The organism is Saccharothrix texasensis (assembly GCF_003752005.1).
GTDB classification, from domain to species: domain Bacteria; phylum Actinomycetota; class Actinomycetes; order Mycobacteriales; family Pseudonocardiaceae; genus Actinosynnema; species Actinosynnema texasense.
On the sequence record NZ_RJKM01000001.1, the window covers coordinates 4995000 to 5017757 of the forward strand.

The window sequence follows — 22758 nt, forward strand, 5'->3', positions numbered from 1 at the left end:
CCTCCACAAGATTAATTCGAGATAAAGTCGCTTTTCGGCGGCAGTCAGATTTGCAACAATCACTATCCTTGACATGTAATGACTCCCATCGGCAAACGCAAGCCACCTCACAGCACCATATTTTTCTACCATATGCAAGCCTCGACCTACATGCGTAAATAGAGGTGAGGTTGAGCAACACCGCCACCTCATTAACAACCATCTGGAGCAAGTATGGCTATCGTCAGTCGAAAAGTGTCCGATCTTTCCGGAACGGAAGGGGGCGACGCCGACTTCGCACAAGTGGTCGTCCGGCAGCATCCCAGCATCGACCAGCCCAAGGCACTCGATGTCTTGGTGGGCGAGTTGGGGATGTTCAAGGACATCGGCGATCTGGTGATCCTGGAGGTTCGTATGCCGGACACCACCACTCGCGAAATCTATGTCCGCGTGAACGACTTCAACAAGGCTGCACCGGACATGGAGCAAGTGCTGCAAAGCGCCCGCGGCACGCGCGGACGTCTGCCCGGTTCACGCAACGGCTCGTAGCTCGTGCGCTCTACCCGCTCAGTCTCCGCGCATCCGCGTGAGACTGAGCGGGTCATCTCTCAGCAGCAACAACGTATACATAAAGAAGTTAACAAACGTATAATAGAAAGGGGTTATATGGCCGCCAAAGCACCGATTTCACCATCGCCTAGTCAGCCGCGCGCCGACGCAAGCGGCCTAGTATGGTTCACCGTCCATCTTCCTGCAGCGCTTGATCTCACCGCCCTTACCAGCTTGATTCGTCCACTCGCGCACCGCCCTCAACTCGGCTTGTTCGTGCGCACGCCTCTGGTGGTGATTGAGCTACGCGCCTATGCAGGTCGACCCTATTGGCTGCTTGGTATGGATTCGAACTTATCCGCGTCGCTCCCGGATCAGCTACGTGCACAGGTTCAGGGCCTCACCCTGACAGCCACCCCAGCACCACAGCGGCCGACACCGTTCCTCGCAAGTGATCTACGTATCACCGGCTTGTCGCAACCGCTTCGCCTCGACATGGCACCGATTGTCAGCGCTGGGCTTCATGACGTGCTTCGGACGCTGGGAAGTGATGAATCGGCAGTCATCCAGTGGGTGATCGGCCCGGCCCAGCGACGACACGCCGATCCACCTCAGGCACTGTCTCTCTCCCACCTCCTCGGGCTTCGCGGGACGCCGCCAACTCGAACCGATCAGCGGCAACACTGGCGGCGCAAGACGGTTGAACCGCTGTTCGCTGTCCACGGACGGGTGGGCGCACGAACCGCCCGGCTTGAGCGAACCGCTGCGGTGGTGCGGATGCTGGCCCAAGCGATCTCGTTGGCGAGTGCCAGCTACACAGAGGTTCGCAGCTCCTTTGCGTCGCGGCGTGGCGGGCGTGCCATCACCAGCGTGCCGCGTTCCCAGCGATGGTCGGGCATCCTCAATGCGGCCGAGCTGGCGTCACTCCTTGGCTATCCCTTCGACGGGCTTGGCGACCAGCTACCCCAGGCCCACCCCGCTCCACCATCGCTCCTTGTTCCTGCTGACCAACCTCGCCGCACGGCTGCCGTGCGTGTGCTCGGCCACAGTCTGCATCCGGCCGACGAACACCAGCTCGTCACGATGCCTGTGGCAACAGCGCTTCATCATGTCCACGTCACCGGGGTGACCGGGTCTGGCAAGTCAACGCAGCTCGCTTCCTTCGTCAGGGCCGACATGCGCGCAGGCCACAGCGTGCTGTTGATCGAGCCGCGTGGTGATCTTGTTGACGACGTACTGAAGGCGGTTCCGGCCACGCGTCGCGACGACGTTGTCGTGATCGAGCCCGGTCTGAGCGGGCATGTCGTTGGCGTCAACCCGCTGGCCGGCCCTCCTGAGGAGGCCGAACGACGGGCGGACTTGGTGATGCACCTGTTCCGCCAGGTCTTCGGCTCCAGCATCGGTCCGCGGAGTGCCGACGTCCTGCTGCACGCGTTGACGGCCTTAGCCCGCAGCCGAGACGGCTCGCTGGCGGACCTGCCGGTGCTGCTGACCAACTCGACCTTTCGTCGTCAGGTGCTCACCGAGGTCACCGACCCTTTGGTGCTCGCGCCCTTCTTTGCTTGGTACGACAACCTGTCTGACGCCGAGCGCGCTCAGGCCATCGCACCGGTCCTCAACAAGACGCGGGCCTTCCTCAGCCGCTCGGCGCTCCGTCACCTGCTCGGCCAGGCCGCGCCGCGGTTCGCAGTGGACGACCTATTTACGCAGCGCCGCATCGTCTTGGTGAACCTGAACGCCGGAATGCTGGGTGCTGAGACGGCCGCCATGACCGGCGCCCTGCTGCTGACGCAGCTCTGGCAAGCCATCCAACGGCGAGCCACCGTCCCGCCCGCCAAGCGACATCCGGTGATGGTGGTGGTTGACGAGATCCAGGACTACTTGAAGCTGCCGGTTGACATCGGCGAACTTCTCGCTCAGGCGAGGGCGCTCGGCGTCTCATTGACGGCCGCCCACCAACACCTCGGCCAGCTCTCGCCCGCGCTGAAGGCGGCTTTCTTCGCCAACGCCCGCTCCCGCATGGCCTTCCATCCCAGCACCGACGATACCCACGACCTCGCCCAGGTCTTCGGTGATGGCACCACGGCGACCGACCTTGAACGGCTCGGCCGCTTCCAGGCGTACTGCCGCCTGGTGCACGGAAACACCATGACCAAGCCGTTCATCGTGCAGAGCCGCCCACTTGGAGCCGCCTCGTCCAACCCGGCTGAGTTGCGCCTCGTGAGCCAGCAGCGCTACGGCGTCTCGGACAATGAGCTTGATGCGCAGCTCGTCGCTCGTTGGCAAGGAAGGACTACCCGTCCGGAAGGTCCGATCGGTATCGGTCCGCGGAGGGCCGCGTGATGGCTTCGCCTCGCGTTTCGGCTCGCCCATCGCGTCGTGTCGACGTAGGCAGCCGGTTCACCTCTGCCAACCGCTTGGAGGTGCCAACGACTCTCTCCCTCTCAGGAGTGTCCTCATGAGTGGGCGACGACTTCATGTCCAGGCGTCCCGTCTGCGGGCCCAGCTCGACACCCGCGCGCTGGCGGTACTCGACACGCTCTACCGCTTCCGCTTGCTGACCACGGCTCAGGTGCAGCGGCTATACCTGGTTAGCGGCGTACCTGGCTCACGCATCCGCCGCACCCAGTACCTGATGAAGCGACTTCAAACCTTGGCGCTGGTGGTTCGCCTGTCCCGTGTCATCGGCGGTGTCCGGGCAGGTTCATCCGGCTTCGTCTACGGACTGTCGGCGCTTGGTCAGGCGGTCCTGGACGTCAGCGGCCCGGCAGGAGGGAGGCGACGGCGAGTCTGGGAGACCACGCCCTACTTCCAGGATCACATGCTCATGGTGGCTGAGCTCTACGTCGGTCTCCGCGAGGCGGAGCGTCAAGGCCAAGCGATGTTGCTGACCTTCACCAGCGAGCCGGGCTGCTGGCGTCACTTCACCGGCAGCGGTGGCGAATTGGTCGTCCTCAAGCCGGATGCCTACGTGCGTGTCGGCTTCCAAGCGGTTGAGCGCCGCGTGTTCATCGAGGTCGATCTGGCCACCGAAAGTCTGCCGACCATCGTGCGCAAGTCGGCCCGTTACGTTGCCTACTGGCGCAGCGGCGTCGAGCAGCAGCGCGCGGGCGTCTTCCCGCAGGTGGTGTGGCTCGTCCCGGACCAACATCGTCTGCAGAACATCCAGCGTGCTCTCGGATCACTTGCCGTCGAGGCGTCGGGGCTGTTCGAGGTCGCGCTCATCGACGCAGGTCCTCGCCTCCTGATGGCACCGCCTGAGCTGGAAGAGAAACCGGATCATTCGAGTAGTCGCCCACCACCATAAGGCACCGCTTTCTGTTCAAAACGAAGCAGCAGAGGAGTAAACTAGAAGGGAGAACCACTATGTCACTAGAAGTACTCAACAACAGCATACGAGACGACCGCGTTGAACCCGAGGACGAGCCGTGTCGCACCGATTTGCCACGGCCGATCGTCCTGACGGTCAAGGAAGCCTGCCAAGTGCTGCGCATCAGCCGTTGGACGCTCTACGACCTGATCAGGGCACGGGCGATCGAAACGATTACCATCGGGCGCAGTCGACGCATCCCGGTGTCGAGCGTCTCCAAGTACATCGAACGGCGGCTTGCCGAGGATTTACAGTAGATGGCTCATCGTAGTGCTAACGGCGAGGGGTCGATCTACCGCCGCAAGGATGGACGGTACGAGGCGGCGCTCTACGTCGACACGACGAGCGGCAAGCGCAAGCGGCTTCGCTTTTACGGGACAACCCGCACCGAGGTGAGCGCCAAGCTCACCGAAGCGCGGCTGCAAGCGCAGCGGGGCGTCCCGAGTCCCGACAAGAACTGGCGGGTCGGGGAGTACTTGGACCATTGGCTCGATCAGGCAGTGCGCACCAAGCGACGTCCCCTTACCTATCGACGTTCCGAGGCCATCGTCCGACTGCGCCTTAAGCCAGGTCTCGGCACCTATGCCTTAAAAGGACTATCGGTACACACCATTCAGATGTTCCTCGATCGCCTGCATGCCACAGGCACTACTGAAGCAAGTCTCTACCAGATACGTAAGGTGCTCAGCGCGGCTCTGACCTACGCGGTCCGCACAGAGCTTCTTTTCCGCAACGTCGCCCGGCTCGTAGAGCTTCCCACCTATACCCCTCGCGAGGCCGCCTACTGGAGTACCAAGGAACTGGAGCGCTTCCTGCACGCCGGAGAACAAGATCCGCTCTATTCAATGTTCGTCATGCTTGTACTGTATGGCCTCCGAAGCGGCGAAGTGCGAGGCATACGCTGGTGCGACGTTGACTTCGAGCGCGATGAACTGCGTATCAGACAGCAAGTTCAACGCATAGACGGCGCCCTCCAGCAGGTCCCTCTCAAGACAGCATCGAGCCGCCGCGACGAGCCACTGCTGGCGACTGCACGAGAAGTGCTTCTTAGGCAACGCACTAAGCAAGCGGTGGCCCGAGCTACGGCCGGCTCATCGTGGCAAGGGTCAGGAGATGAGACCGAACTAGTCTTTACCACCAAGAGCGGACGTCCCATCGAAGCACGTAACGTGCTTCGCTCATTCCGTCGGATCTGTGCGCAGCACGAGATCCCCCTCATCACGCTGCACGGCCTACGTCACTCCAACGCTACGACACAGAAGGATCTTGACGTGCCTGCTCGCGACATCCAGGCGATCCTCGGCCATGGCGATGTGAAGACGACGGGCATTTACGAGCATGTCGATATGAGCAGGAAGCGGGCTGCTCTTGAAAAGGTCGAGGGTCAACTTTTCGCCGAGGACGTCGGTGACAGGGGGCGTAGCCGTCAACTTAGCCGTCAAAGTCACGAGCCGACTGCCGTCAACCACCCGGGGATTCGCACCAAAGAAAACACCCACCTCTGTAGGGTGGGTACTTTCTTTGGTGGCTCCTCCCAGACTCGAACTGGGGACACAAGGCTCTTCAGGACGACCGAGCAAATCTTGCAGGGCAGGATTACAGAGGTGAAGGAGCGGGTGAAACGTGCCGAAAGACAGTGGATGTTAGGTGCGGTAGCCGTCAACTTAGCCGTCAGAGTCACTCCCAATTAACACTAGACTGAATGATACCCGAGGCGGCCACCCAGACGCCGCGTCTTGGCTCGCCGGTGATCAAAAACCTTCACAGTCCGCAACTTTATCAACTCATGCTAGCCACAATATAGCGCACCTGAGTTGCACTGCAGTCAAAATTGGTCACCCCCTTATCGTCCCGCCAGCGCTTAAGCCGATCATATAAGGTGCACTTAAAAAGTCCCTTTTTTCTATAGTCGCCCGGCCCCATCTCAAGACGTGTAAATTCACCAGTGCCAACAAAGTTAAATCCATCACCGGAACCATCAAGAGGCAGTTCAATAGTCTCGACACTGTTACCAGTTAAGACGTCAGCGACCATCCTGCCCGAGTAGCTATATAATTCGTCCCGCTTGAAGTTGATTTCAATAGAGCCCTGCTCGCCGGGTTCAAGATTGAACGCGAAAGGCTTATACTCCTCCGTTTCCCGGTCGCGCACTTTAGCCTGCAAGTCGAAATCCAGGCGCACATCCAGGGAAACCGAGTCACCCAGCCCAGCGTTAGGACAATGGAACCGGATCATCCGCTCTGGCTCGGACTTACGTACATCGACGGCTCGAATGTTGCTCACGGAGAGCATAGCCCCGTCTTCCGCTGTATTTCTTATCGACAGATTCTGTTTCGGCGGAACCTCCATTCCAACTTTCTCGAGCCAGGCTAGCACCGGAGGAGTGCAGAACATAAACGCTTCGGGGGCCTCGTCGAACGGCGCACTAAGTGGAATCATGAACTGGGTCACACTATCCGTATTAGTCGACTTTACCTCGATATTTGAAACTTTGGTCCGAGGACGAAGGAATTCAGGTACAGGGCCGAGCAGAGCAGCGATCAGACTGACCAACGCAATAGCTGTTCCGCCCAGTAAAAACCACGGATTACTCCCTAGGCCGCCTCGCCTAGAGCGTTGAGATGAACTTTGGTCGGTTAATCGTCCGGCACCGTGCATCTGGAGCCGTGCCGAATCATCTTGTCTGCGCACGGTGACTAGATCGACACGACAGGGGCAACTGTTACTACAGCCGATGTATCATCGACTGATCGAATTGGTCCTCGTTAACATACGATGGATGATAACAATGAGCTCTTTCCAACCTCATCCGGCGGCGAGGTGGAGTGCGAGGACGGCTCGGGTCAGGCTGGTGATGCGGGTGGTGGAGCAGCGGAGTCTGCGCAGTAGTCGCCAGGTCTTGAGGGTGGAGACCGCTCGTTCGCCCAGGGCGCGGATGCGGGTGTGAGAGCGGTTGACCGCCTGTTGGCCTGGCGAGAGGTTGTGCCACTTTCCGCGGTAGGGGACGCGGATCGGACTGCCTGCTCCTTGATAGGCCTTGTCCGCCCAGCATGGGATGTCTGCTGTGGTCAGGGCGTCGACGATGCCGTGGATCCGGGCCGCGGTCAGGTCGTGCACCGCTCCCGGCAGCGCGGGCGAGGTCCAGAGCAGTCGTCCGGCCGGGTCGGCGAGGACTTGGACGTTCATGCCGTGGCGCTTGTGTTTTCCGGAGTAGTACGGGCGGTCGGCGGCGATGCGGTCGATCCGGAGCAGGGTGCCGTCGAGGATGAGGTAGGCCTTGCGTGCGGCGACGTGTACCGCGTCGATCGGGTCCGGTGCCAGTGCGGCCAGGAGTTCGACCGCTTCGTGGATGTAGCGGCAGACGGTGGCCAGGCCGATGCCGAACCCGGCGGCGAGACGGGTGTAGGTGTCGCCGCAGCGCAGATGGGCTAGGACCAGCAGTGCTTGGCGTCCGGGATCGAGGCGCCGCCACCTGCTGCCGATCCGACGCCGGTGCACGGTCAGTTCCCGTGCGAGGAATCGGAGATGCGAACTGGACAGGTCGATCGCGGATGGGTAGACAAGCACACGAAGCTCCTGACGATGGCCTTGCTCTTGGTCGAGAAGTCATCTACCAGGAGCTTCGCCATGTCTCCATCACGTTCGCCGCCCACGCCGTCAGGTTGGAAAGGGCTCACTGCCGCTCGATGACGCCCCAACACCCCATCACTATACTTTTCACGGTACGCGGGGGGCGGACCGGCCATCAGGACGATCGAGCGCACCTTACACGGCGGATTACAGAGGTGATGGAGTCGCTGAAAGGGGCCAAAGAAAGTAGATGTCAGGTGCGGGGCTGTCAACTTGACCGTCAAAGTCACAAGAACCGAGAGAGCGATTTCGAGCAAGGTTGAGGCTGGACCTGCTCTAACGCGCGCAGTCGACGCTCGCGGTCTTTTGGGGCAGCCGGGATTTACTTGATCGACTCAAGAATGAGATCGGCCTTCTTGGCTAACTCGTAAAAGCCAGACTCCAAATCCTCGAGCGAGGCTTGTATCTCCTGGCGTAGTGCGCCCTCTGGCGATCCAATGCCTCACCAACCAAGCTCTTGAGCTTTGAAGAGTTCCTCGTTAGTCCTAGGGTCAGACAGGGCGATGCTCAAGTCGCGTGATCCGGCGCTCGTGATCATCGACTTGCGGCTTGGAGGCAACTGAATCCAAGCCAGTGTTTAGGGTTTCAGCGATGGCTTCATGGGACTCATTGAGATCAGTTTTAAACTCCCTCCGAAGCTGCGTCAAATCCTCCTTCGTAGCCATGCGTTTTTCAATGCCATCCATGCGACGCTCAAGACCATCGATACGTTTATCTAAGTGCTGCACCACCCCGGAGATCTCAGCTCGGAGTAACTGCTTCATGTCTTCCATAAATTCTTGGCTGTTCATGTATTTTCAGTATGCGCCACATGGCGCAAATGATCAAGCATTCACTGGCACGGCCAGACCGCCGGCATGGCGTCCGCAAGGTTGACTTTCCGGCATATGTGACAGGCTGAGTGACCGACGCTTGCGCTCATCGAGGAAAATCACTTAGGTCGAAGTTGGACACTACGCTAGACGCGCCTTGTCCTCTCCAGAGCACCCGCAATGGCCGACACCGTCTGATAGGAACTTATATTTTCTACCATATGCAGGCTAAGCCGCAGATGACTAAATAGAAGTGAAGGGTCACTGAAAATCCCGCAGCAGGCCGTACGCCAGACGATCGAGGCGCGCGGCCTGGCGCGGAACGGACCGCCCGCCAGGCACACGCCTATCGGTCCAGAAGCGAGCACTCGTCATGCTCACAGCCATCGTGATCCCTGCCGACGAGCGGCAGCCGATCAGGCAGCAGCAGATCGAACCTCACGACCTCAACGCCTACCGGCAGATCGTCGGCGGCAACCTGGAGGTGGTCACGCTCGACCGGCCACCGGTCAGCCTGTACCTCAACGAGGAGGGCAAGCTCGAAGGGCTGCCGGTCAACCCGCGGGCGACGGCGCTGGCCTGGGTGCACAACAGCGCCCTGCGCGCAGCGACGGACGTGATCGTCGGCCCGGCGTTCATCGTCGGGCCGGTCGACCGCCACGGTGACGACCTCACTGCTCCCCTCGACCTGGTCGACCTCCTGTTCACCACCAAGCGCTTCCGCGTGCAGGTGTTGATCGGAACCAGCCAGCAGTGGCGCCAGGCCGAGATGGTCTTCGCCTCCTGGATGGAGGCGTACCGCTACGCCGCCCGGCTCGGACTCATCCAACCGGATGCGCGCGAAGTGCGTGTCGTACCGGAGCTGGACGACCAGCTGCGGGAGACCTGGTACCAGCTCGGTCAAGCGAACGAGTGGATCGCGGCGGCCGAGGATCCGCCGTTCACCCGAGACAGCTTCGTCGGCTGCTACAGCGTCGAGGAGCTGGCTGAGCGGATCAGCGACGGCAACTGGTCGCTCGGGACCGCCTTCTACTACCACGATCTGTGCTTCATCAACCAGGTCAACGGCGGCGATGAGTGGCTGACCATCCGGCACGGCATCGCCTTCGAGAGCATGACGCTCGAGCCCATCATCGAGGAGGGCAGGTTCGCTTCGCTCATCGCTCGGCTACTGGCCGCTTCTCAGGAGCAGTGCTGGATGCTGATGTACTGAGCACCGCCCGCTGTTCCGCCATCCACGGCGGAACAGCGGGCACACTCAACCTTGCACATACAGAACGAGCCGACGGGTCTTCACCCCGTCGGCTCGTTCTGATTCACAGCGCCTCAGCGCTTGGCTCTCCGCTGTCCTGAAGCTGGCTACTAATCCTGCGGTAGCGGCCTCCGGCCGACGTGAACCGTCACCGCCAGAGAGAAGGCGCCGTAAAACTGAAAGCGTTGGGCACCGAGATAGGTCCTCGTTCCTCACCAACGGGTGAAAGAGCGGATGTCGATCCCATCGGACCAACGATGCTGCGACGCGGAGCCGCCGATCGGCGGTCTCGTAGCCGAAAAGTTGTGGACCATCGGTCCTACTAGAACGCTCCGGCGACCCGCAGCCTCGTTGATGGCTAAGGGACGCGTAGTCGGTGATGTCCTTACGCTGCAACACCTCTTACCGATACAGTACCGTTCGCGGGCGCCAGGATCGTGGGTTCATCAGTCGGACACTGTCGCCCCGCCGGGGGACGCTTCACACGCTCTGTCACCAGAACGCCGTTATGCTCATCGGCCTACTTGGTGGAGGCGAGATGGCCGACCGCGTGGTGCCCTACGACGTCTTCTACGTGCCGTGGAGTCTTGGTGACCGCGAGGCGATGGCGCAGTACGCCGCCACGTGGCTACGCGAGCAACCCGGCGCGCCGCTGGTGCTGTTCCCTAATAAGTCGAGCAGCGGAGCGGATCGCACGCTGACCCGGCTGACGACCGGTGCAGCAGTCGCTTGGCCTCGGAACCTAGGGAGGGCGTCGTCCTGGTCGACGGGACCGGTACTCGCGCCCTGGCCGACCGGCGATGTCCTGGAGCTGCTGTCCGAGGAACTTCGCTCCAAGGTCACGGCGCTGTGCGTCTTGGAGTGGGGTGACAGCGACCAGGACTGCATCAACTGGTTGGCCGGACATCATGCCCGCAGCGTCGTTGACGGTCAGGTGCATCCACGCAGTGAGGTCAGGCTCGACCCGGTGGTCGAGGTGGCCATGAGCTGGCTTGAGCAGAGCGTCAACCACGGCAACAGCCTTGCTGGAGTCCTTGACCGGCGCGACGCCATCGAGACGTTGCAGGTGCTGCACAAGGCCGGCTACCGGTATGACGTCGACGACCTGTGCATCTGGTCGTATGCCAACGGCTTCAACTTCAGCGAGGTGGAGCGGCTGCGAGAGTTCGCCGAGGGCGTCGCACAGGGCAAGCGGTTCCAATTGAAGGCGGGACGGGCACTGCGATCGGACATCGTGGAGGTCTGGCGAGCTGAAGCCGAGGGGCGCTGAACGCCAGGAGTCTCCTACGGCTGCTTGCCTCGCTGCCACGGTGCTTCAGGATCTGCCAGCGTGTCGAGGATGAGCTGACACCAGGTGCGCGCCGCACCAACTGCAAGGTAGGCGTGGCGTGGACGAAGTCCGACAGGTGCCTGCGCCGGGCCGTGACCGGTGCCGTACCCGCGGTTGCGTAGCTCGGCCACGCCGATGGCGGCTGACGTCAAACCGCCGAGGATCTTCTTGACGGCGTCCGAACCATCCGGTCCGGATGCAGCGCTCGCTGGGTGGAGATGCAGGGCTCGCTGCGCGCGGCTGATGAGGCCGGGCAGGTCGTCGCTACGTTCGTCGACAGGCTCGCCCAGCTCGACCAGGACGACCTTCGCGGTCGACTCGATCAGCTCCTTGGCGGCACCGATGGCTTCCCGAGGATGCTCCGGGAGGACACGGGCGATGCGGTCGAAGTACTCCAAGATGACCAAGGGGTTGGTTAGGTATGCGAGCGAGCCTGGCACAGCGTTTGAACTCTGAACGGACACGAACCGGCGCTAGTCGGTGATCGCCCAGCCAGCTCGCTCAAGCCACCCTGGAACGGAATCACCAGCTGGTCAGACAGGCCGTGCAGCGTGGCCTCGAAGACCTGGACTGCCCTGGAGACGCAGCCAGGGTCGGTCCACTGCACGCCGTCCTCGTACTCTTTGAATCTGCTTCAGCGTTCGCCGACCTCTTCACCCGGTCCGCCATGTGGTGCGAAGCCCTCGTCGGTCGCATGCCGTCGCTGTCGCCGAGAAGGTAAAGCTCGACGGCTCACTCGCGAAATGTTTGACGAGTGTCCTAGCTGACCAGATCGCGTTCTAGCGTCACAGAGTCAGTGTACCGTTCGAGATCGTCCAACTTGCAGCAAAGACCTGACATGAACCCTACAAGCGAAGGCCGGTCTTCATATAACCAGTTTACTTGGTCGTTGAGGGCGCGGAGCGGCACTCTCTCAGACTGTCCGGCTTCGGCTTGTGGACATCAAATAATGCATCTTTATTGTATCTTTTTACAACATCCCCGAGGTTACTTTCGAAAAGGTTCTTCCACAAGTCGCCTACAAGAAATTCTTTCAGTTTTGCCTTGATCAGCTCGCACCGAGCCTTATCCCCCAGAGGAAGCCCGATGCCGTATCGCTCCTCTTTACCAAAAACAAGGCTGGGGGGAATTGTTACGCCGAGGTCCGCCTTCGCCATGCCGTACAGTATAAGCTGATCCGTCGACACAACATCCACATCACCCGCATGTAAAGCTAGACGGCATTCTTCATACACCTTCTTCTCTACGATAGTAACTTTAACTCCTAGACTGTGTTTCAATTGATCCGCCGAGGTAGACCCACTTGTGGCACAGACCGTCTTCCCGGCCAATTTTCCGATAGAGTCGTAAAAACTCGCGTTCTCATTCAGCATCATGAAGCCTTGATGTCCGACCATGTACGGTCCAACGATCTCAACTTGCTCAAGTCGGTAGTCGGTGATGGAGTAGTTGGCGATGACCAATGAAACCGTGTTGTTTTTTAGATCCCTCTCACGATTCTCGGTCACCACGTCAACTTCGATCGGGTCGAAATTGAGTTCGCTACCTAACCATTCAGTTAGATCGTGATCGAAGCCACTTCTCGCTCCCGTAGGATCTCTGAATCCCCACCCAGGTGAACTCGGCGCAGAGCCTACGTTGACGCGGGCAGGAAACGGCGGCTCTTCGCTAGAACTACAAGCGGACAGTAGTAGAACTGAAACCACGACCAAGTACAGACCACGAGAGAACCGTCGGTCAGTCATGAAGAACCGCCTTGTCAATTTGCATAAGAACCTTGCACTCTATATTCGCAGTCTCATAACGAATGGTCACTTCGATATGCGCTTCGTTATGCACTTCGCCCAGCGGGATGGTGACATCAGTCCTTGGTGCAACCGTAGTGAACCACCCTTTTCTACCGTCGATAACCGGAACAAACTCAAGGCGTGCCGTTCTCTCACAGTCGCCGGACCGCTCAGTGTTCTTAAGAGACACAACGAGTGTCAAGTTTTCCCGCGGCGGGGGTCTATACAATTCCGGTAGAACTAGCGTCGCAGCCCCGCCATGCGTCCATGGTTTGCCATCGGTTCTGACTTGCCCAGAGAGTTCGACGTTAAGATCTTTAATATTCTGCCGCACGGCGTAGCCAGTAGCGAGAATACCGATACAGGCGATGACAATAGCCGAAATGATTAGCGCTCTGCGCCATGGAAATGGTGCGCTTGCTTGGACAGAAGGCGACAGCGCGAAGATAGCTAAGAGCACAGCAAGAGGCAATGCGAGGGCACTTGCCAGTTGGCTGGCTACCTCCAGATCCAAGAACACCAGAGGAAGACAAGAAATTACTAAGAGTACCACCAAGACGGGTAAGGTCAGCCGCCCTGTTTCGGATCCAGAATCACCCATATCTCACTTCCAGACACAACGCGTTATCACTGAAATCGACGTCTGCGCGTCAGATTGCCTGCCGCAAGGCCTTGACACTTCGAGGTGGAGACTCTCACCGGCTTGCTAGTAGGCCAAAGCGCCGATTGACACCTTGCGCCTGATTCGTGTAACGAAGAGCGGACAAGTTATGCGGGGACACCCCAGGGCGGCCGCTTTCCGGCAAGCGTCGGCATGAACCCAGATTAGACGCACCGGGCGGGCCGTGGTGCCGTGTTCGGTCACAAGTTCATAGACCGCAGTTGTCGGGGTATGTGAATCGATACCCGATCGATCAGCTATTGAGTGATCGATCACTATGAGGGAGTCGCCAACTCCTCCTCCAACACCCACACGAACGCCACCCCCGACCGCGGGAAGACCCAGCCGTCGAAGCTGATGTTCACGGTCTTGGCGTCGGCGGTACGCGCGGCCTCGTCAACGCGAGCCTGGCGGCTGCTGGCGAAGTAGTCGAGGGTGTTCACGCGGCGGATGCCCGCGCCGGTGTAGTCGAGCTGGACATGCAGACCCTTGGTAGGCCGCGGCAGGTCGAGGTAGAGCAGGTGGCCATGACGCTGCACAAGCGTGCGGTAGGTGTACGCAAGGGTCACCTCGTCATCCGCATCGGCGCCCAGACTGACGGCGTAGATCTGCGCCACTGCACGCTGGGTACGACGGATCTTCCTGTCCTTACCGTCCACAGTGAAGCTGACGAGCTGGAAGACCTCGGGATCGCTGGCGTCGAGGCCGCTGGACCGTCCCACGTACCAGGCCGACGTGACGGCTTGGTCGCGCAGCATCTCCCGATACTCACTGAGGTCAGCAACGCAAGCGAAGCGCAGCGTGGAGCTAGCGGGGCGGACGCGGTACTCCCAGCGGATGGTGGCGACGAACATCGAACCGTGTCCTGAGACCGGCCCTGCACCCCAAGGGGTCAAGGATAAGGAGACCCTCACGTCGTGCCAGCGCTCAGTGGCTTGGACGACTTGGTCCCGCACGTCGGCGTAGAGGTCCGTCGCGAGCGCCTGGTCGTGGACGCGGAGCCCGAGGGCGTTGGTCGCGATGCGGTCGAGGGTCTCATCCGAGGCAACACTCTTCAAGGTGTTGGTGTCAAAGGCAAAGCTGTCGAGCACGGCGTCGCGGATGGCTGGCGCTTCACGGCGAACAGCTGCGCGTACGCGTTCATCGGCGCGCTGGTCACCGTGCTTGCGGTCGACGTACTCGAAGAAGACGGCCAAGAGGCCGGTGCTGAAGATGGTGGAGCCGATCTCAGCGAGCGGCAGCGCGGCCAGCCACCCCGGCACCAGGTTGCCCGCGGTATCCGACCAGTGGGCCAGCAGAAGAAGCGCCACACCAAGCACGACAGCAAGGACAGCGATGAGCTGGAGCTTGGTGGCATAGAGCTGGTCGAGCGTGGACTTCATGCATCTACTATTGTAGCAAGCTTTGTCTTAGTGTTGAATACCTAGACGAAGGCCCTGGGTGCTACAGACACCCAGGGCCTTCGTGCTGGTTACGGACGGATGGCTCAGGTGTCGCCTCCGCCGCCACTGATGGCGATGCACATGTTGATCACCCCCTCCCGAATCGATCTTCACGCTGATCGACGCGCCGCCACGATATCCGATTTTGGGATATTGGCAAGTGTCCCAGTGGCCTTACCCGGTGGACAAGAGCATCGCCTCCGCGGAGTACCGGCGGTTTCGCCTGCTACTCCGGCAACTGCGCGAGGAGGCGGGGCTGACGCAAACCCAGGTGGCGGAGCGTCTGGACGAGCCGCAGTCGTTCGTCAGCAAGTACGAGTCGGGCGAGCGGCGACTCGACGTTGTCGAGACGCAACATGTCGCCGAGGCGCTGGGGACGACGCTGGCGGCAGTGGTGGAGCGACTCACCCAGTAAGACCCGCCGTAGAACCACATTTCAGCTATGACCAGCGGAAATACTAGGTAACCAAGGGATAGAAGCCGGTTCAGCGCATCGTTTGAGAACGATCCGCTCTGCCGTCCGAATGATCTTGTAGAACGACACGTGCGCGCCGGATCCGGCCCTCTACCGCACGTACCGAAATGTTCAAAATTTGCGCAACTTCAGCATGCGTTAGGTCTGCCGCAAACTTCATTACAAGCACCTTGGCCGTGGTTGCATCGAAATGATTCAGGATCCAATCGGATAGGGATCGATCAACGACAGTTTCCTCGGGCGATCTCGTCACGTACTTCGAGTCGGCTATCTCTTGGAGTTCAGCAGGATCTGAAGGAGTAACGAGCGGATGGTCGCCCCACTCCCGCTGATACCTGCGATACACATTCGAAAAAGAGAGAATACATGTTCCGACGAAGTAAGTCTTAAGCGAAGATCCACCCTCGGATCGCCACTTACCCTCCACAAGAGCGCCTCTGCGAAACTCTACGAGCGCAGATGCAACTGTCTCTGCAGCGAGGTCTTCAACGCCTTCGACAGGCAGCCTTAAGGGGGTTGCGACAGGACGCCCAATCTTAGCGATCTTGTCAAAAATTGAGCCACTGCGGATCATCGATCGCATAACCGCCAGACCATACTCAGCAAGTATGCGAACAAAATAATCATAAGCTGGCCCTCGAAAATTACCTTGCCGGAGCTCGTCTACCAGCTTTTGATCCGCAGCTAGACGAAGCTGCAGGTCGAGTGAATGCTGATCCGACTGCCCAGGCGCGCTGCTTCCTTGATCAAGGGTGCCAGCAGCCGACGGTCCCTGCAGGACCGCTGCGTCAGGCAGGCGATCTAGGAGATCGGTCACTGGGTCTCCATGATGTTGGTGCTCTGACCAGGCGCAACGTAGAATTTTAGTGTTGCGCGTGGGTTGGCCGCTCTCGGCTGACCTATGAGCAATATGTGAGCAACCGAGGCCCTTGGGCGGGCCCGGACCCTGCCTGGCAGCAGGGTCCGGGCCCAAGGGCGGGCGACGGGCTGGCACCCGTCGCCCAGGTCACGCACCTCCTCCTAGCTCACAGCTATAGGTCGCGTCTCGACAGTTCAGGCGAAGAAGATCAAGTCGATAGCGATCTGAACGGCCAGGGAGAAGGTCGCCTTCAGCACCTTGCGTGCGATGACGGCGGCTTTCTTCCTGGTCCACGGCGGCAGCTCACCCTCCGGCCGCTCCTCCTCCGGCTGGCCCGTCGGCACGGTGGCCTCGGGCGCAACAGGCTGCGGGTCGGGTTCGTCAGGCGATCCGTCGCCCCGGTCGGGCGTGGACTCCTTGCTCATGCTCATCACCTCCCTGTGAGCACCGAGCAGGTCACCCTGCGGACGGTTCTCGACCACCAGTTCAGCGAGCTGACAGGCCGGGAAGTGGGATTTAGTTGTGCCCGCGCCGGTTGGTCTGGTGCGGGTGAACCATTGAAGCACGGCTCCTGTGGCGCTCGATAACGGGCCCGTAATGTTGAAATTTCCATCAAATGGGAGCGCTCCCAGGAGCATTCCGAGGCGAGCCAGTCCCGGTTGGCCTTTCATCAAGGGGCATATGCACCCTCGATAGACGCAGTGCACCTGAGCACGTCAACTAAGCGAGACGTTAATCATTAGTTGATGCATTCACCAATGTAATCGCGCAATTCGGTTGAACGCCTCTTCGTAGTCCTTAATCGCAGTAACCGCCCGGTCGAGCTGGCCGCCGAAGAGTCCTGCCTCCAGCGGCGCCCACGACGCTCCTTGAACCTCGACTTCTGAGGCCACGATTCCGACTGCCCTGGAACCGTATCGGCCGCGCCATGTAGATCGCCCAAACCATACCGAACGCCCTTCCCTCGTCTGGTCGGAATTGGCAACAGCACGTGCGTTGTCGAAGTCTTGAGAGATGAGACCTAGCATCACCTCGGCACGATCAAAAGCATCGTCATATGCCGTATCGTCTACATACTGGTCAGCGAAGTGCGGCTGAAGGATCGTGTGAAGCCACTCCGCTACGGGTGTCCGGTACTTTCCAACGTGGTTACCCGTGAACACTTTAAGGGCGGTGCGCGCTTCCTCTCCGGTCTTGGCTACTCTGGCGACAACGCTGGGCAACCAGTGACTCATGTCGCCGAACGGCGTCCAAGGATTCTCCACTTGCATGAGGGGATCACGACCTGCGCCATATCGCTGCGAAACAGTCGTGTCGACCAGCAAGGTCTTGAGGTTGTCCCACCGGGCTTGTCCTGTAGCTGCGAACGCAGCGGTGAACGTCGCAATCAGCGCGGGAACGTGTTGCAATTCAAGTAGTGCAGTCATACCGCTCTTGGATTTCAGTGCCTCTCCTGCAATGGCTCGGAGCCCGGCCACCCAGGGCGCAAGCGCCTGCCCCTCGCCCCAGCGTGCAGCCACCTGAAGCGAGGCACAGAACGGCTCGGCGAGTTGCCAGTAGTCCGCGGCGACCTCAGCGCAGCGCACCACCTGGTCCTCACCGGTGCCCTCCAGTCGCTGGATCGGGAACCGCTCCTCGTCCCGCATGGCAGTCAGGATGTGCTGCGTCTCCTGCGAGATGAGGTCGTCAAGCTCGATGCGCTTGGCCGAGTTGAGGATCATGTCCTTCGTCATGCGGCGAAGCTTGGCCGGCTTCTCGGCGTCGTCGGCCTCTTCGACCGAGGCGCGCACTGTTGCCGCATCTACGCCGGTCGTCCCGAAGACCTGGCTGATCGTCGTCGTCAGGCTCACCAGATTGGGCACGTACCTGTCACCGAAGAGGTCGGCGTAGTTGAGGTCGCCGAGCATGCGGCCTGCACCGAGGTCCCACTGCGGGATGTCGCCGTCATCGAACCGGACCGGGATCAGCCACGTCGCTCCGGGCGGGAGCATCCGGAACTCTTCAACTGCGAGGGAGAGCTCCTCGTTCATGTAGGACTTGCCCTTCGCCCGAGACTGCTCGGAGAAGCAGGCGAGGAACACCAGGGCGCCAGAGCGGACAGCATCGCGGATCTTCTGCTTCCAGTGGTCGCCTGGAGCGAGCGACGTACGGTCACGCCAGTACGGGATGTTGGCCGCTTCCAATGCCTGACACAGTTGGTCGACCTTCTCTGCGTCTTCCCGTACGTAGGACACGAAGACGTGCTTGGCCTCGTCACTCGGCATGGCGAGCAGCGTACTGCGGAGATCTGACAGAGTCAGCGCGGCTCAGGCGCACATGAAGCACTCTCATCTAAGCAGTGCCACGCCTGCATCTGAGCAATCGCAGTCCGCACGGCTACGTCATGTACCCGAACGGGGTTGCTCGTATGATCCTTCAAAGAACTCGCCCCAGGCGCTCTTCTAGATCTTGGCGGATCGCATGGCGTGCCCCGCACTGTCGAACTAGCGGCCGATCAGTTCACTCGTTTGGGTGATGGTGGTGTCGAGCAAGCGAACCCATCCGTCTCAAACGCTTATCGACTCCTCAGGCAAGCCTCTCGGCACGTCCATCGCGGCGGGTATGGTCGAGGAGAGGTGGTGACCGCGAGAAGGGCTCGAGTATGCCGACACCGGGGGAAGTGCCGTGGGACATCGTCGAGCACACGGCAGCGAAGCACGACATCTATCAGCGGTACCTAGAGCGCTGGTTCCCCATTCTCCTTACTGGCAAGGAGAAGTGGTACCCCTCGGTGACCTACGCGGAAGGATTCGCCGGTCCTGGAATCTATAAGACTGGTGAACGAGGCTCGCCTGTTATCGCACTTCAGGCTTTCATCGACAAAGTACCACCCACTAAGGGAGCGAGCCGCTTTCTGTTCATTGATGATGACCCACGATGCGTTGCCCTTCTCAGAGAACAGCTTGCTCCGGTGATCGAAAAGACGACTCGCACAGAGGAGACGATGCCTGTCGAGGTCGTCGAGGGGACGTGCGAGAGTCAGCTTGAGAAGCAGCTAACAGTTATGGACGCATGGGGGAAGCCAATATTCGCCATGCTCGATTCTTGGGGCAATGCCCCCATCCCTTACCAACTTCTCAGGCGACTGGCCGGGAACGTATCGAGCGAAGTGATGATCACGTTCCTCCCGCAGCACTTTGTACGATTCGTAACAAAGTTAGGAGATTCGGCCGATGATGTTTTCGGCGGAGATCGACGATGGCGTGAGGTTGCGAAACTCCCAGACGGTCCGTCGAAGTACCGACATCTTCTTGATTGCTACCGTCAAGCACTGAGCCAAGCTGGCTTTCAATATCTGCTTGGCTTCGAACTGGTGCCGCGTACAGGACAGTCGTTGTATCTTCTCTTCGGCACCAACCACCCACTAGGTGTGAAAAAAATGAAAGACACCTTGTGGGAGGTCGACAAGTCATTTGGGATCGGTTTCCGTGATCCTCGCGACGATCAAGACGAAACACTGTTCGAACTGAGCGAGCCGCAGGTTGCGCCACTTGGCCGCCTACTGCTACCGACGATCATCAAAGCTGGCGAATCAGGGTGTCGAGTCAACGATCTAGTGGACTTCACTCTGTTTGAAACCGCATTCCGGAAGGAACATATTATTCCGACTATCAGTATGTTGCGCGATCAGGGCAAGATCGAAACAGATCGTCCGGGTCGAATCGTATATGGCACGTTCGTCCGCGTCCCGCAGCCGTAGGTCTCAGCTCGCAACAGCAGTCGATGGCATGTCGTCATGAACCCGGCCATCGAGTTCTCTGCCGCCAGCCTTGGGGTGCCGCCCGCCCCATTGCTTATGGAAGAAGGGCACGCTGGCCGCTGCGCAGGTGTCGCGGATCTGCCGCACCCACTCGGGGTCGCATGGCCGTGCACCTAGCCCTGACTCGCCGCCGGTGATCACCCAGTGGATGCCGGTGAGGTCAAGGTTTGGAAGCGGACCGAGGAGTGGCTCTGCGGAGACGAACCGGACAGCAGCATCGACAGCACGGAGGTCATCAATCCGTGGTAGCCGAAGTTCGTCCTCAACCGAGACGCCCATCCACAGGTTCGGTGGCCAGTCGAGCGACGCGGACAGGCGCCGGAGGCGGGAGGAGCGCTTAGTTAGCACCTGGTAAGTGTGCTGCGGCGTCTCGCGCATGACGTCGAAAACCTTGCGTACGAAGGCGATCGGCACTTTGGCGTGAAAGAGATCCGACATGGAGTTGACGAACACGAGCCGCGGCCGGTGCCACCGATACGGCAGGTCGAGCGCGTCGCGGTGCACTGCGACGCCGAAGCCGGGGCCCGAGGTCTTCGGGTTGCCGTCCGTCTGATACTTGGCCGCCCCCATCGCCTTCAGCCGCTTTGAGAGAGTCAGGGCGTAGCAGTTGTCGCAGCCGCTCGATACCTGGTCACACCCAGTGGTTGGGTTCCATGTCGACTCCGTCCACTCGATCGAGCTGCTGTCAGACATGGATGGCTCTCCATCTGCGGGGGACGCTTGATGCTAGCGATCTCGCATGGGGGTTGCCCACCGGGTGAAGACTGACTGCCCGCGTCCAGGACAGCCAGCCATGGGAAGACGAACGCCTCAACGATCGTCGCCTCCCTGCCAGCCCTAGATCATTGCGCTTGACTCAGCAGGGAGGAGGCCTGAGGGTCACGGGTGAGCTCGACGAGGACCGCTACAGATAGCTTCGGATCTCCTCCGCCTCGAACAAGAACCGCTGCGACTGCACCAGGCGGTCGAAGACGGTGGCGGGCGCCTCGGCCTCACGGAGCAGGCACAGGACGAAGAGCCAGTAGGCGGCTTGCCCGACGTAGTGCATCCCCGCTGCCTCGACACCGGGGTAGCGCGCCAGGTGGTGCGCGATGTCGTTGCGGTAGTCCTTGGCCTTCGTGCACCAGACGGTGACGTTGTCAGCGCCGACCAGCCGCTCGAACGGTGCGCCAGCGTGGTCAGCAAGCCGCTTGAGTCGGGTCAGCAACTTGGTCTGGCTTCCGCCGAAGCGCTGCCGGTCGAAGCCTTCGAGTGTGGCGATCCTGCTGACCACGACGTCCTGCACGATGGACTCGCTGACGTACCGAGTCATCATCATGCGGCCAAGCAACTCGCGGTACGTCTCGGCAACGCGCATCCAGCGCCCGACGCCCTCGATGCCGCCGAACTTCTCGAAGGTGAAGAGACGGTCGTCCCAGGTGCGAGTCGGATTAGAGTCGGCCTTCACACGCCACGCGCTGTAGAGCCGGGCGGGCCACTGCGCTGCGCGACCGCTTGAGGTCTGCACGCTCAGCCCCCTGTGGTGCAGGAGAACACCCCTGAATGCCGCGGATCGCTGGGTGGCGATGCTGACCAGGTCTTGGAGGTCACTGGCGTAGTCGATGGCTTCGGAGAGCGGACGCAGCCCATCGAAGTCGAAGCGGGCGTAGACGTCCTGACTCATGCGCAGGCCGGTGATGTCCGGCGACGGTGGGTGCACGACGTGGCGCAGCTCCAGCCGTCCGTAGGGCAGCTCAACGGCTCGGGGATCCTGCGGCACGCCAACGATGCGCCACTCGGTCATCGCACCACCCGCAGCCTCGCTGAACGTTCCCTGCTCGGAGAGACCAGAGATGCCCGTCCACCTGAGTGGATGGTCGATCTCGACGTCGACCATCTCCGCCTCGATGGCCTCGTCCTTGTCGAACCAAGCGTCCTTGACGACTTGCCCGACGTAGAAGCTCTGCCGTGCACCGCCGCCGAGGGTCTGCCGCTCGCGGGTACGCAAGCAACCGTCGAGGGTGTACTTGGTCTTGTCGTCTTCGCCGAGGATGCGGCTGTAGTCCTTGGCTTGTGCCTTCCCGAAGAACTGGTGCCACTCGGTGAAGCTGCCGATCAGCTTGAGCGAGCCGCCTTCTTCGGCGCTGAAGGTCAGGGTGCCCGGCACCTTCTTGTCATCGGCGCCGGGCAACCAGAACTCGCCGTGTACCTCCAGGTCGGGCTCGGCGGCGAGCGTCATCAGCGGTGCGCCGCCTCGAACGCCTCGATGACGTTGGCGGGGATGCGCCCGCGGTCGGCCAGCTCGTGGCCGTTGCTGCGGGCCCATTCGCGGATAGCCTTGGTCTGCTCCTTGCTGCGAGCGTCGGGCGCAGGCCGACGGGCACCAGGAGCAGCCGCTGCGCTCCGCTTGGCTCGACCACCGGTCTTGCGCGCTGCAGCGACGAAGTCGGCCAGAGTGCTGCGGAGCTTGTCGGCGTTCTTCGGCTTCAGGTCGATCTCGTAGGTGACGCCGTCGAGGGCGAAGGTGATGGTCTGGCCGTCTTCGGCTGAGGTGCCGTCGAGGTCGTCGATGAGCTGGACGAGGACTTTCTGAGCCATGACAGCGCCTCACAGTTGCTATGCAGCCAAACAAAGTTGAGAGGTGATCGTAGCAGGTACAGACTCGGAAGGAACGTGATGAGCGTCGTTGTTCAACCACCTTACATCGCATGTAATGCCGTTACGAAACGTTCCTCTACATCAACCACAACCGGTTCAAGCTATTGACATAAAATCTATTGACGCGCACAATCGACGGTAGATGACAATCGGTAGAAATATCCGCTATATGTTTA

Annotated in this window: 22 protein-coding genes; 9 read left to right on the plus strand and 13 right to left on the minus strand. The window is 60.6% G+C overall.

The window, feature by feature from the left end:
* The first annotated feature begins 213 nt into the window (after window positions 1-213).
* The 5 genes from EDD40_RS21510 (at window position 214) to EDD40_RS21530 (ending at window position 5589) form a co-directional block, all read left to right on the plus strand.
* Window positions 214-528, plus strand: coding sequence for a hypothetical protein (locus tag EDD40_RS21510; protein WP_148088856.1), 315 nt, complete (start codon window positions 214-216; stop codon window positions 526-528).
* 117 nt (window positions 529-645) lie between these two features.
* Window positions 646-2871: a type IV secretory system conjugative DNA transfer family protein gene (locus tag EDD40_RS41070; RefSeq protein WP_148088857.1), complete on the plus strand. Its 2226-nt coding sequence runs from the start codon at window positions 646-648 to the stop codon at window positions 2869-2871.
* Window positions 2872-2986: 115 nt separating this feature from the next.
* A complete protein-coding gene (locus tag EDD40_RS21520; protein WP_170185156.1) occupies window positions 2987-3835 on the plus strand; it encodes a replication-relaxation family protein in 849 nt (282 codons plus the stop codon).
* Between the two features lie 59 nt (window positions 3836-3894).
* Window positions 3895-4155 carry a helix-turn-helix domain-containing protein gene (locus EDD40_RS21525; RefSeq protein WP_123744531.1) on the plus strand — a complete coding sequence of 87 codons (261 nt, stop codon included), beginning with the start codon at window positions 3895-3897 and terminating at the stop codon, window positions 4153-4155.
* Window positions 4156-5589, plus strand: coding sequence for a tyrosine-type recombinase/integrase (locus EDD40_RS21530; RefSeq protein WP_123744532.1), 1434 nt, complete (start codon window positions 4156-4158; stop codon window positions 5587-5589). It begins immediately after the preceding gene.
* An 88-nt stretch (window positions 5590-5677) separates the two neighbouring features.
* Here the strand turns inward: EDD40_RS21530 and EDD40_RS41075 are convergent, their stop codons facing one another.
* The 3 genes from EDD40_RS41075 to EDD40_RS41080 all read right to left on the minus strand — a co-directional run bounded on the left by EDD40_RS41075 (window position 5678) and on the right by EDD40_RS41080 (window position 8319).
* On the minus strand, window positions 5678-6349 hold the full coding sequence (locus EDD40_RS41075) for a hypothetical protein (RefSeq protein ID WP_148088858.1): 672 nt from the start codon (window positions 6347-6349) through the stop codon (window positions 5678-5680).
* A gap of 354 nt (window positions 6350-6703) precedes the next feature.
* Window positions 6704-7465, minus strand: a complete 762-nt coding sequence (locus EDD40_RS21535) for a transposase family protein (RefSeq protein ID WP_123744533.1) — start codon at window positions 7463-7465, stop codon at window positions 6704-6706.
* 554 nt (window positions 7466-8019) lie between these two features.
* Complete coding sequence (locus tag EDD40_RS41080; RefSeq protein WP_148088859.1) at window positions 8020-8319, minus strand: hypothetical protein; 300 nt, start codon at window positions 8317-8319, stop codon at window positions 8020-8022.
* 394 nt (window positions 8320-8713) lie between these two features.
* Here EDD40_RS41080 and EDD40_RS21540 point away from each other — a divergent pair, with 394 nt between their 5' ends.
* Window positions 8714-9553 (plus strand): DUF3846 domain-containing protein, encoded by an 840-nt coding sequence (locus EDD40_RS21540; RefSeq protein ID WP_123744534.1) that lies wholly within the window; start codon window positions 8714-8716, stop codon window positions 9551-9553.
* 577 nt (window positions 9554-10130) lie between these two features.
* Window positions 10131-10862, plus strand: a complete 732-nt coding sequence (locus EDD40_RS21545) for a hypothetical protein (RefSeq protein ID WP_123744535.1) — start codon at window positions 10131-10133, stop codon at window positions 10860-10862.
* A 14-nt stretch (window positions 10863-10876) separates the two neighbouring features.
* Here the strand turns inward: EDD40_RS21545 and EDD40_RS21550 are convergent, their stop codons facing one another.
* The 4 genes from EDD40_RS21550 to EDD40_RS21560 form a co-directional block, all read right to left on the minus strand.
* Window positions 10877-11320 (minus strand): abortive infection family protein, encoded by a 444-nt coding sequence (locus tag EDD40_RS21550; RefSeq protein ID WP_246037758.1) that lies wholly within the window; start codon window positions 11318-11320, stop codon window positions 10877-10879.
* A 480-nt stretch (window positions 11321-11800) separates the two neighbouring features.
* A complete protein-coding gene (locus EDD40_RS21555; RefSeq protein ID WP_123744537.1) occupies window positions 11801-12667 on the minus strand; it encodes a transporter substrate-binding domain-containing protein in 867 nt (288 codons plus the stop codon).
* Window positions 12660-13229 carry a hypothetical protein gene (locus tag EDD40_RS41085; RefSeq protein ID WP_148088860.1) on the minus strand — a complete coding sequence of 190 codons (570 nt, stop codon included), beginning with the start codon at window positions 13227-13229 and terminating at the stop codon, window positions 12660-12662. Before EDD40_RS41085 ends, EDD40_RS21555 begins: the two co-directional genes overlap by 8 nt.
* Before the next feature lie 416 nt (window positions 13230-13645).
* Complete coding sequence (locus tag EDD40_RS21560) at window positions 13646-14752, minus strand: hypothetical protein (protein WP_123744538.1); 1107 nt, start codon at window positions 14750-14752, stop codon at window positions 13646-13648.
* Window positions 14753-14993: 241 nt separating this feature from the next.
* Here EDD40_RS21560 and EDD40_RS21565 point away from each other — a divergent pair, with 241 nt between their 5' ends.
* Window positions 14994-15227, plus strand: a complete 234-nt coding sequence (locus EDD40_RS21565; RefSeq protein ID WP_123748188.1) for a helix-turn-helix domain-containing protein — start codon at window positions 14994-14996, stop codon at window positions 15225-15227.
* A 70-nt stretch (window positions 15228-15297) separates the two neighbouring features.
* Here EDD40_RS21565 and EDD40_RS21570 read toward each other — a convergent pair whose 3' ends face one another.
* The 3 genes from EDD40_RS21570 to EDD40_RS21580 form a co-directional block, all read right to left on the minus strand.
* Complete coding sequence (locus tag EDD40_RS21570; protein WP_148088861.1) at window positions 15298-16104, minus strand: RNA polymerase sigma factor; 807 nt, start codon at window positions 16102-16104, stop codon at window positions 15298-15300.
* Window positions 16105-16340: 236 nt separating this feature from the next.
* A complete protein-coding gene (locus EDD40_RS21575; protein WP_148088862.1) occupies window positions 16341-16571 on the minus strand; it encodes a hypothetical protein in 231 nt (76 codons plus the stop codon).
* A 327-nt stretch (window positions 16572-16898) separates the two neighbouring features.
* Window positions 16899-18410 carry a toll/interleukin-1 receptor domain-containing protein gene (locus EDD40_RS21580; RefSeq protein WP_123744541.1) on the minus strand — a complete coding sequence of 504 codons (1512 nt, stop codon included), beginning with the start codon at window positions 18408-18410 and terminating at the stop codon, window positions 16899-16901.
* A gap of 395 nt (window positions 18411-18805) precedes the next feature.
* Between EDD40_RS21580 and EDD40_RS21585 the strand changes: the two genes are divergently transcribed.
* Window positions 18806-19885, plus strand: coding sequence for a three-Cys-motif partner protein TcmP (locus tag EDD40_RS21585; protein ID WP_246037759.1), 1080 nt, complete (start codon window positions 18806-18808; stop codon window positions 19883-19885).
* 3 nt (window positions 19886-19888) lie between these two features.
* Here the strand turns inward: EDD40_RS21585 and EDD40_RS21590 are convergent, their stop codons facing one another.
* The 3 genes from EDD40_RS21590 to EDD40_RS21600 all read right to left on the minus strand — a co-directional run bounded on the left by EDD40_RS21590 (window position 19889) and on the right by EDD40_RS21600 (window position 22522).
* A complete protein-coding gene (locus EDD40_RS21590) occupies window positions 19889-20638 on the minus strand; it encodes a DUF5131 family protein (protein WP_123744543.1) in 750 nt (249 codons plus the stop codon).
* A 211-nt stretch (window positions 20639-20849) separates the two neighbouring features.
* Window positions 20850-22163, minus strand: coding sequence for an ApeA N-terminal domain 1-containing protein (locus EDD40_RS21595; protein ID WP_123744544.1), 1314 nt, complete (start codon window positions 22161-22163; stop codon window positions 20850-20852).
* On the minus strand, window positions 22163-22522 hold the full coding sequence (locus EDD40_RS21600; RefSeq protein ID WP_123744545.1) for a histone-like nucleoid-structuring protein Lsr2: 360 nt from the start codon (window positions 22520-22522) through the stop codon (window positions 22163-22165). The genes EDD40_RS21595 and EDD40_RS21600 overlap by 1 nt, the downstream gene beginning before the upstream one ends.
* Between the last annotated feature and the right edge of the window lie 236 nt (window positions 22523-22758).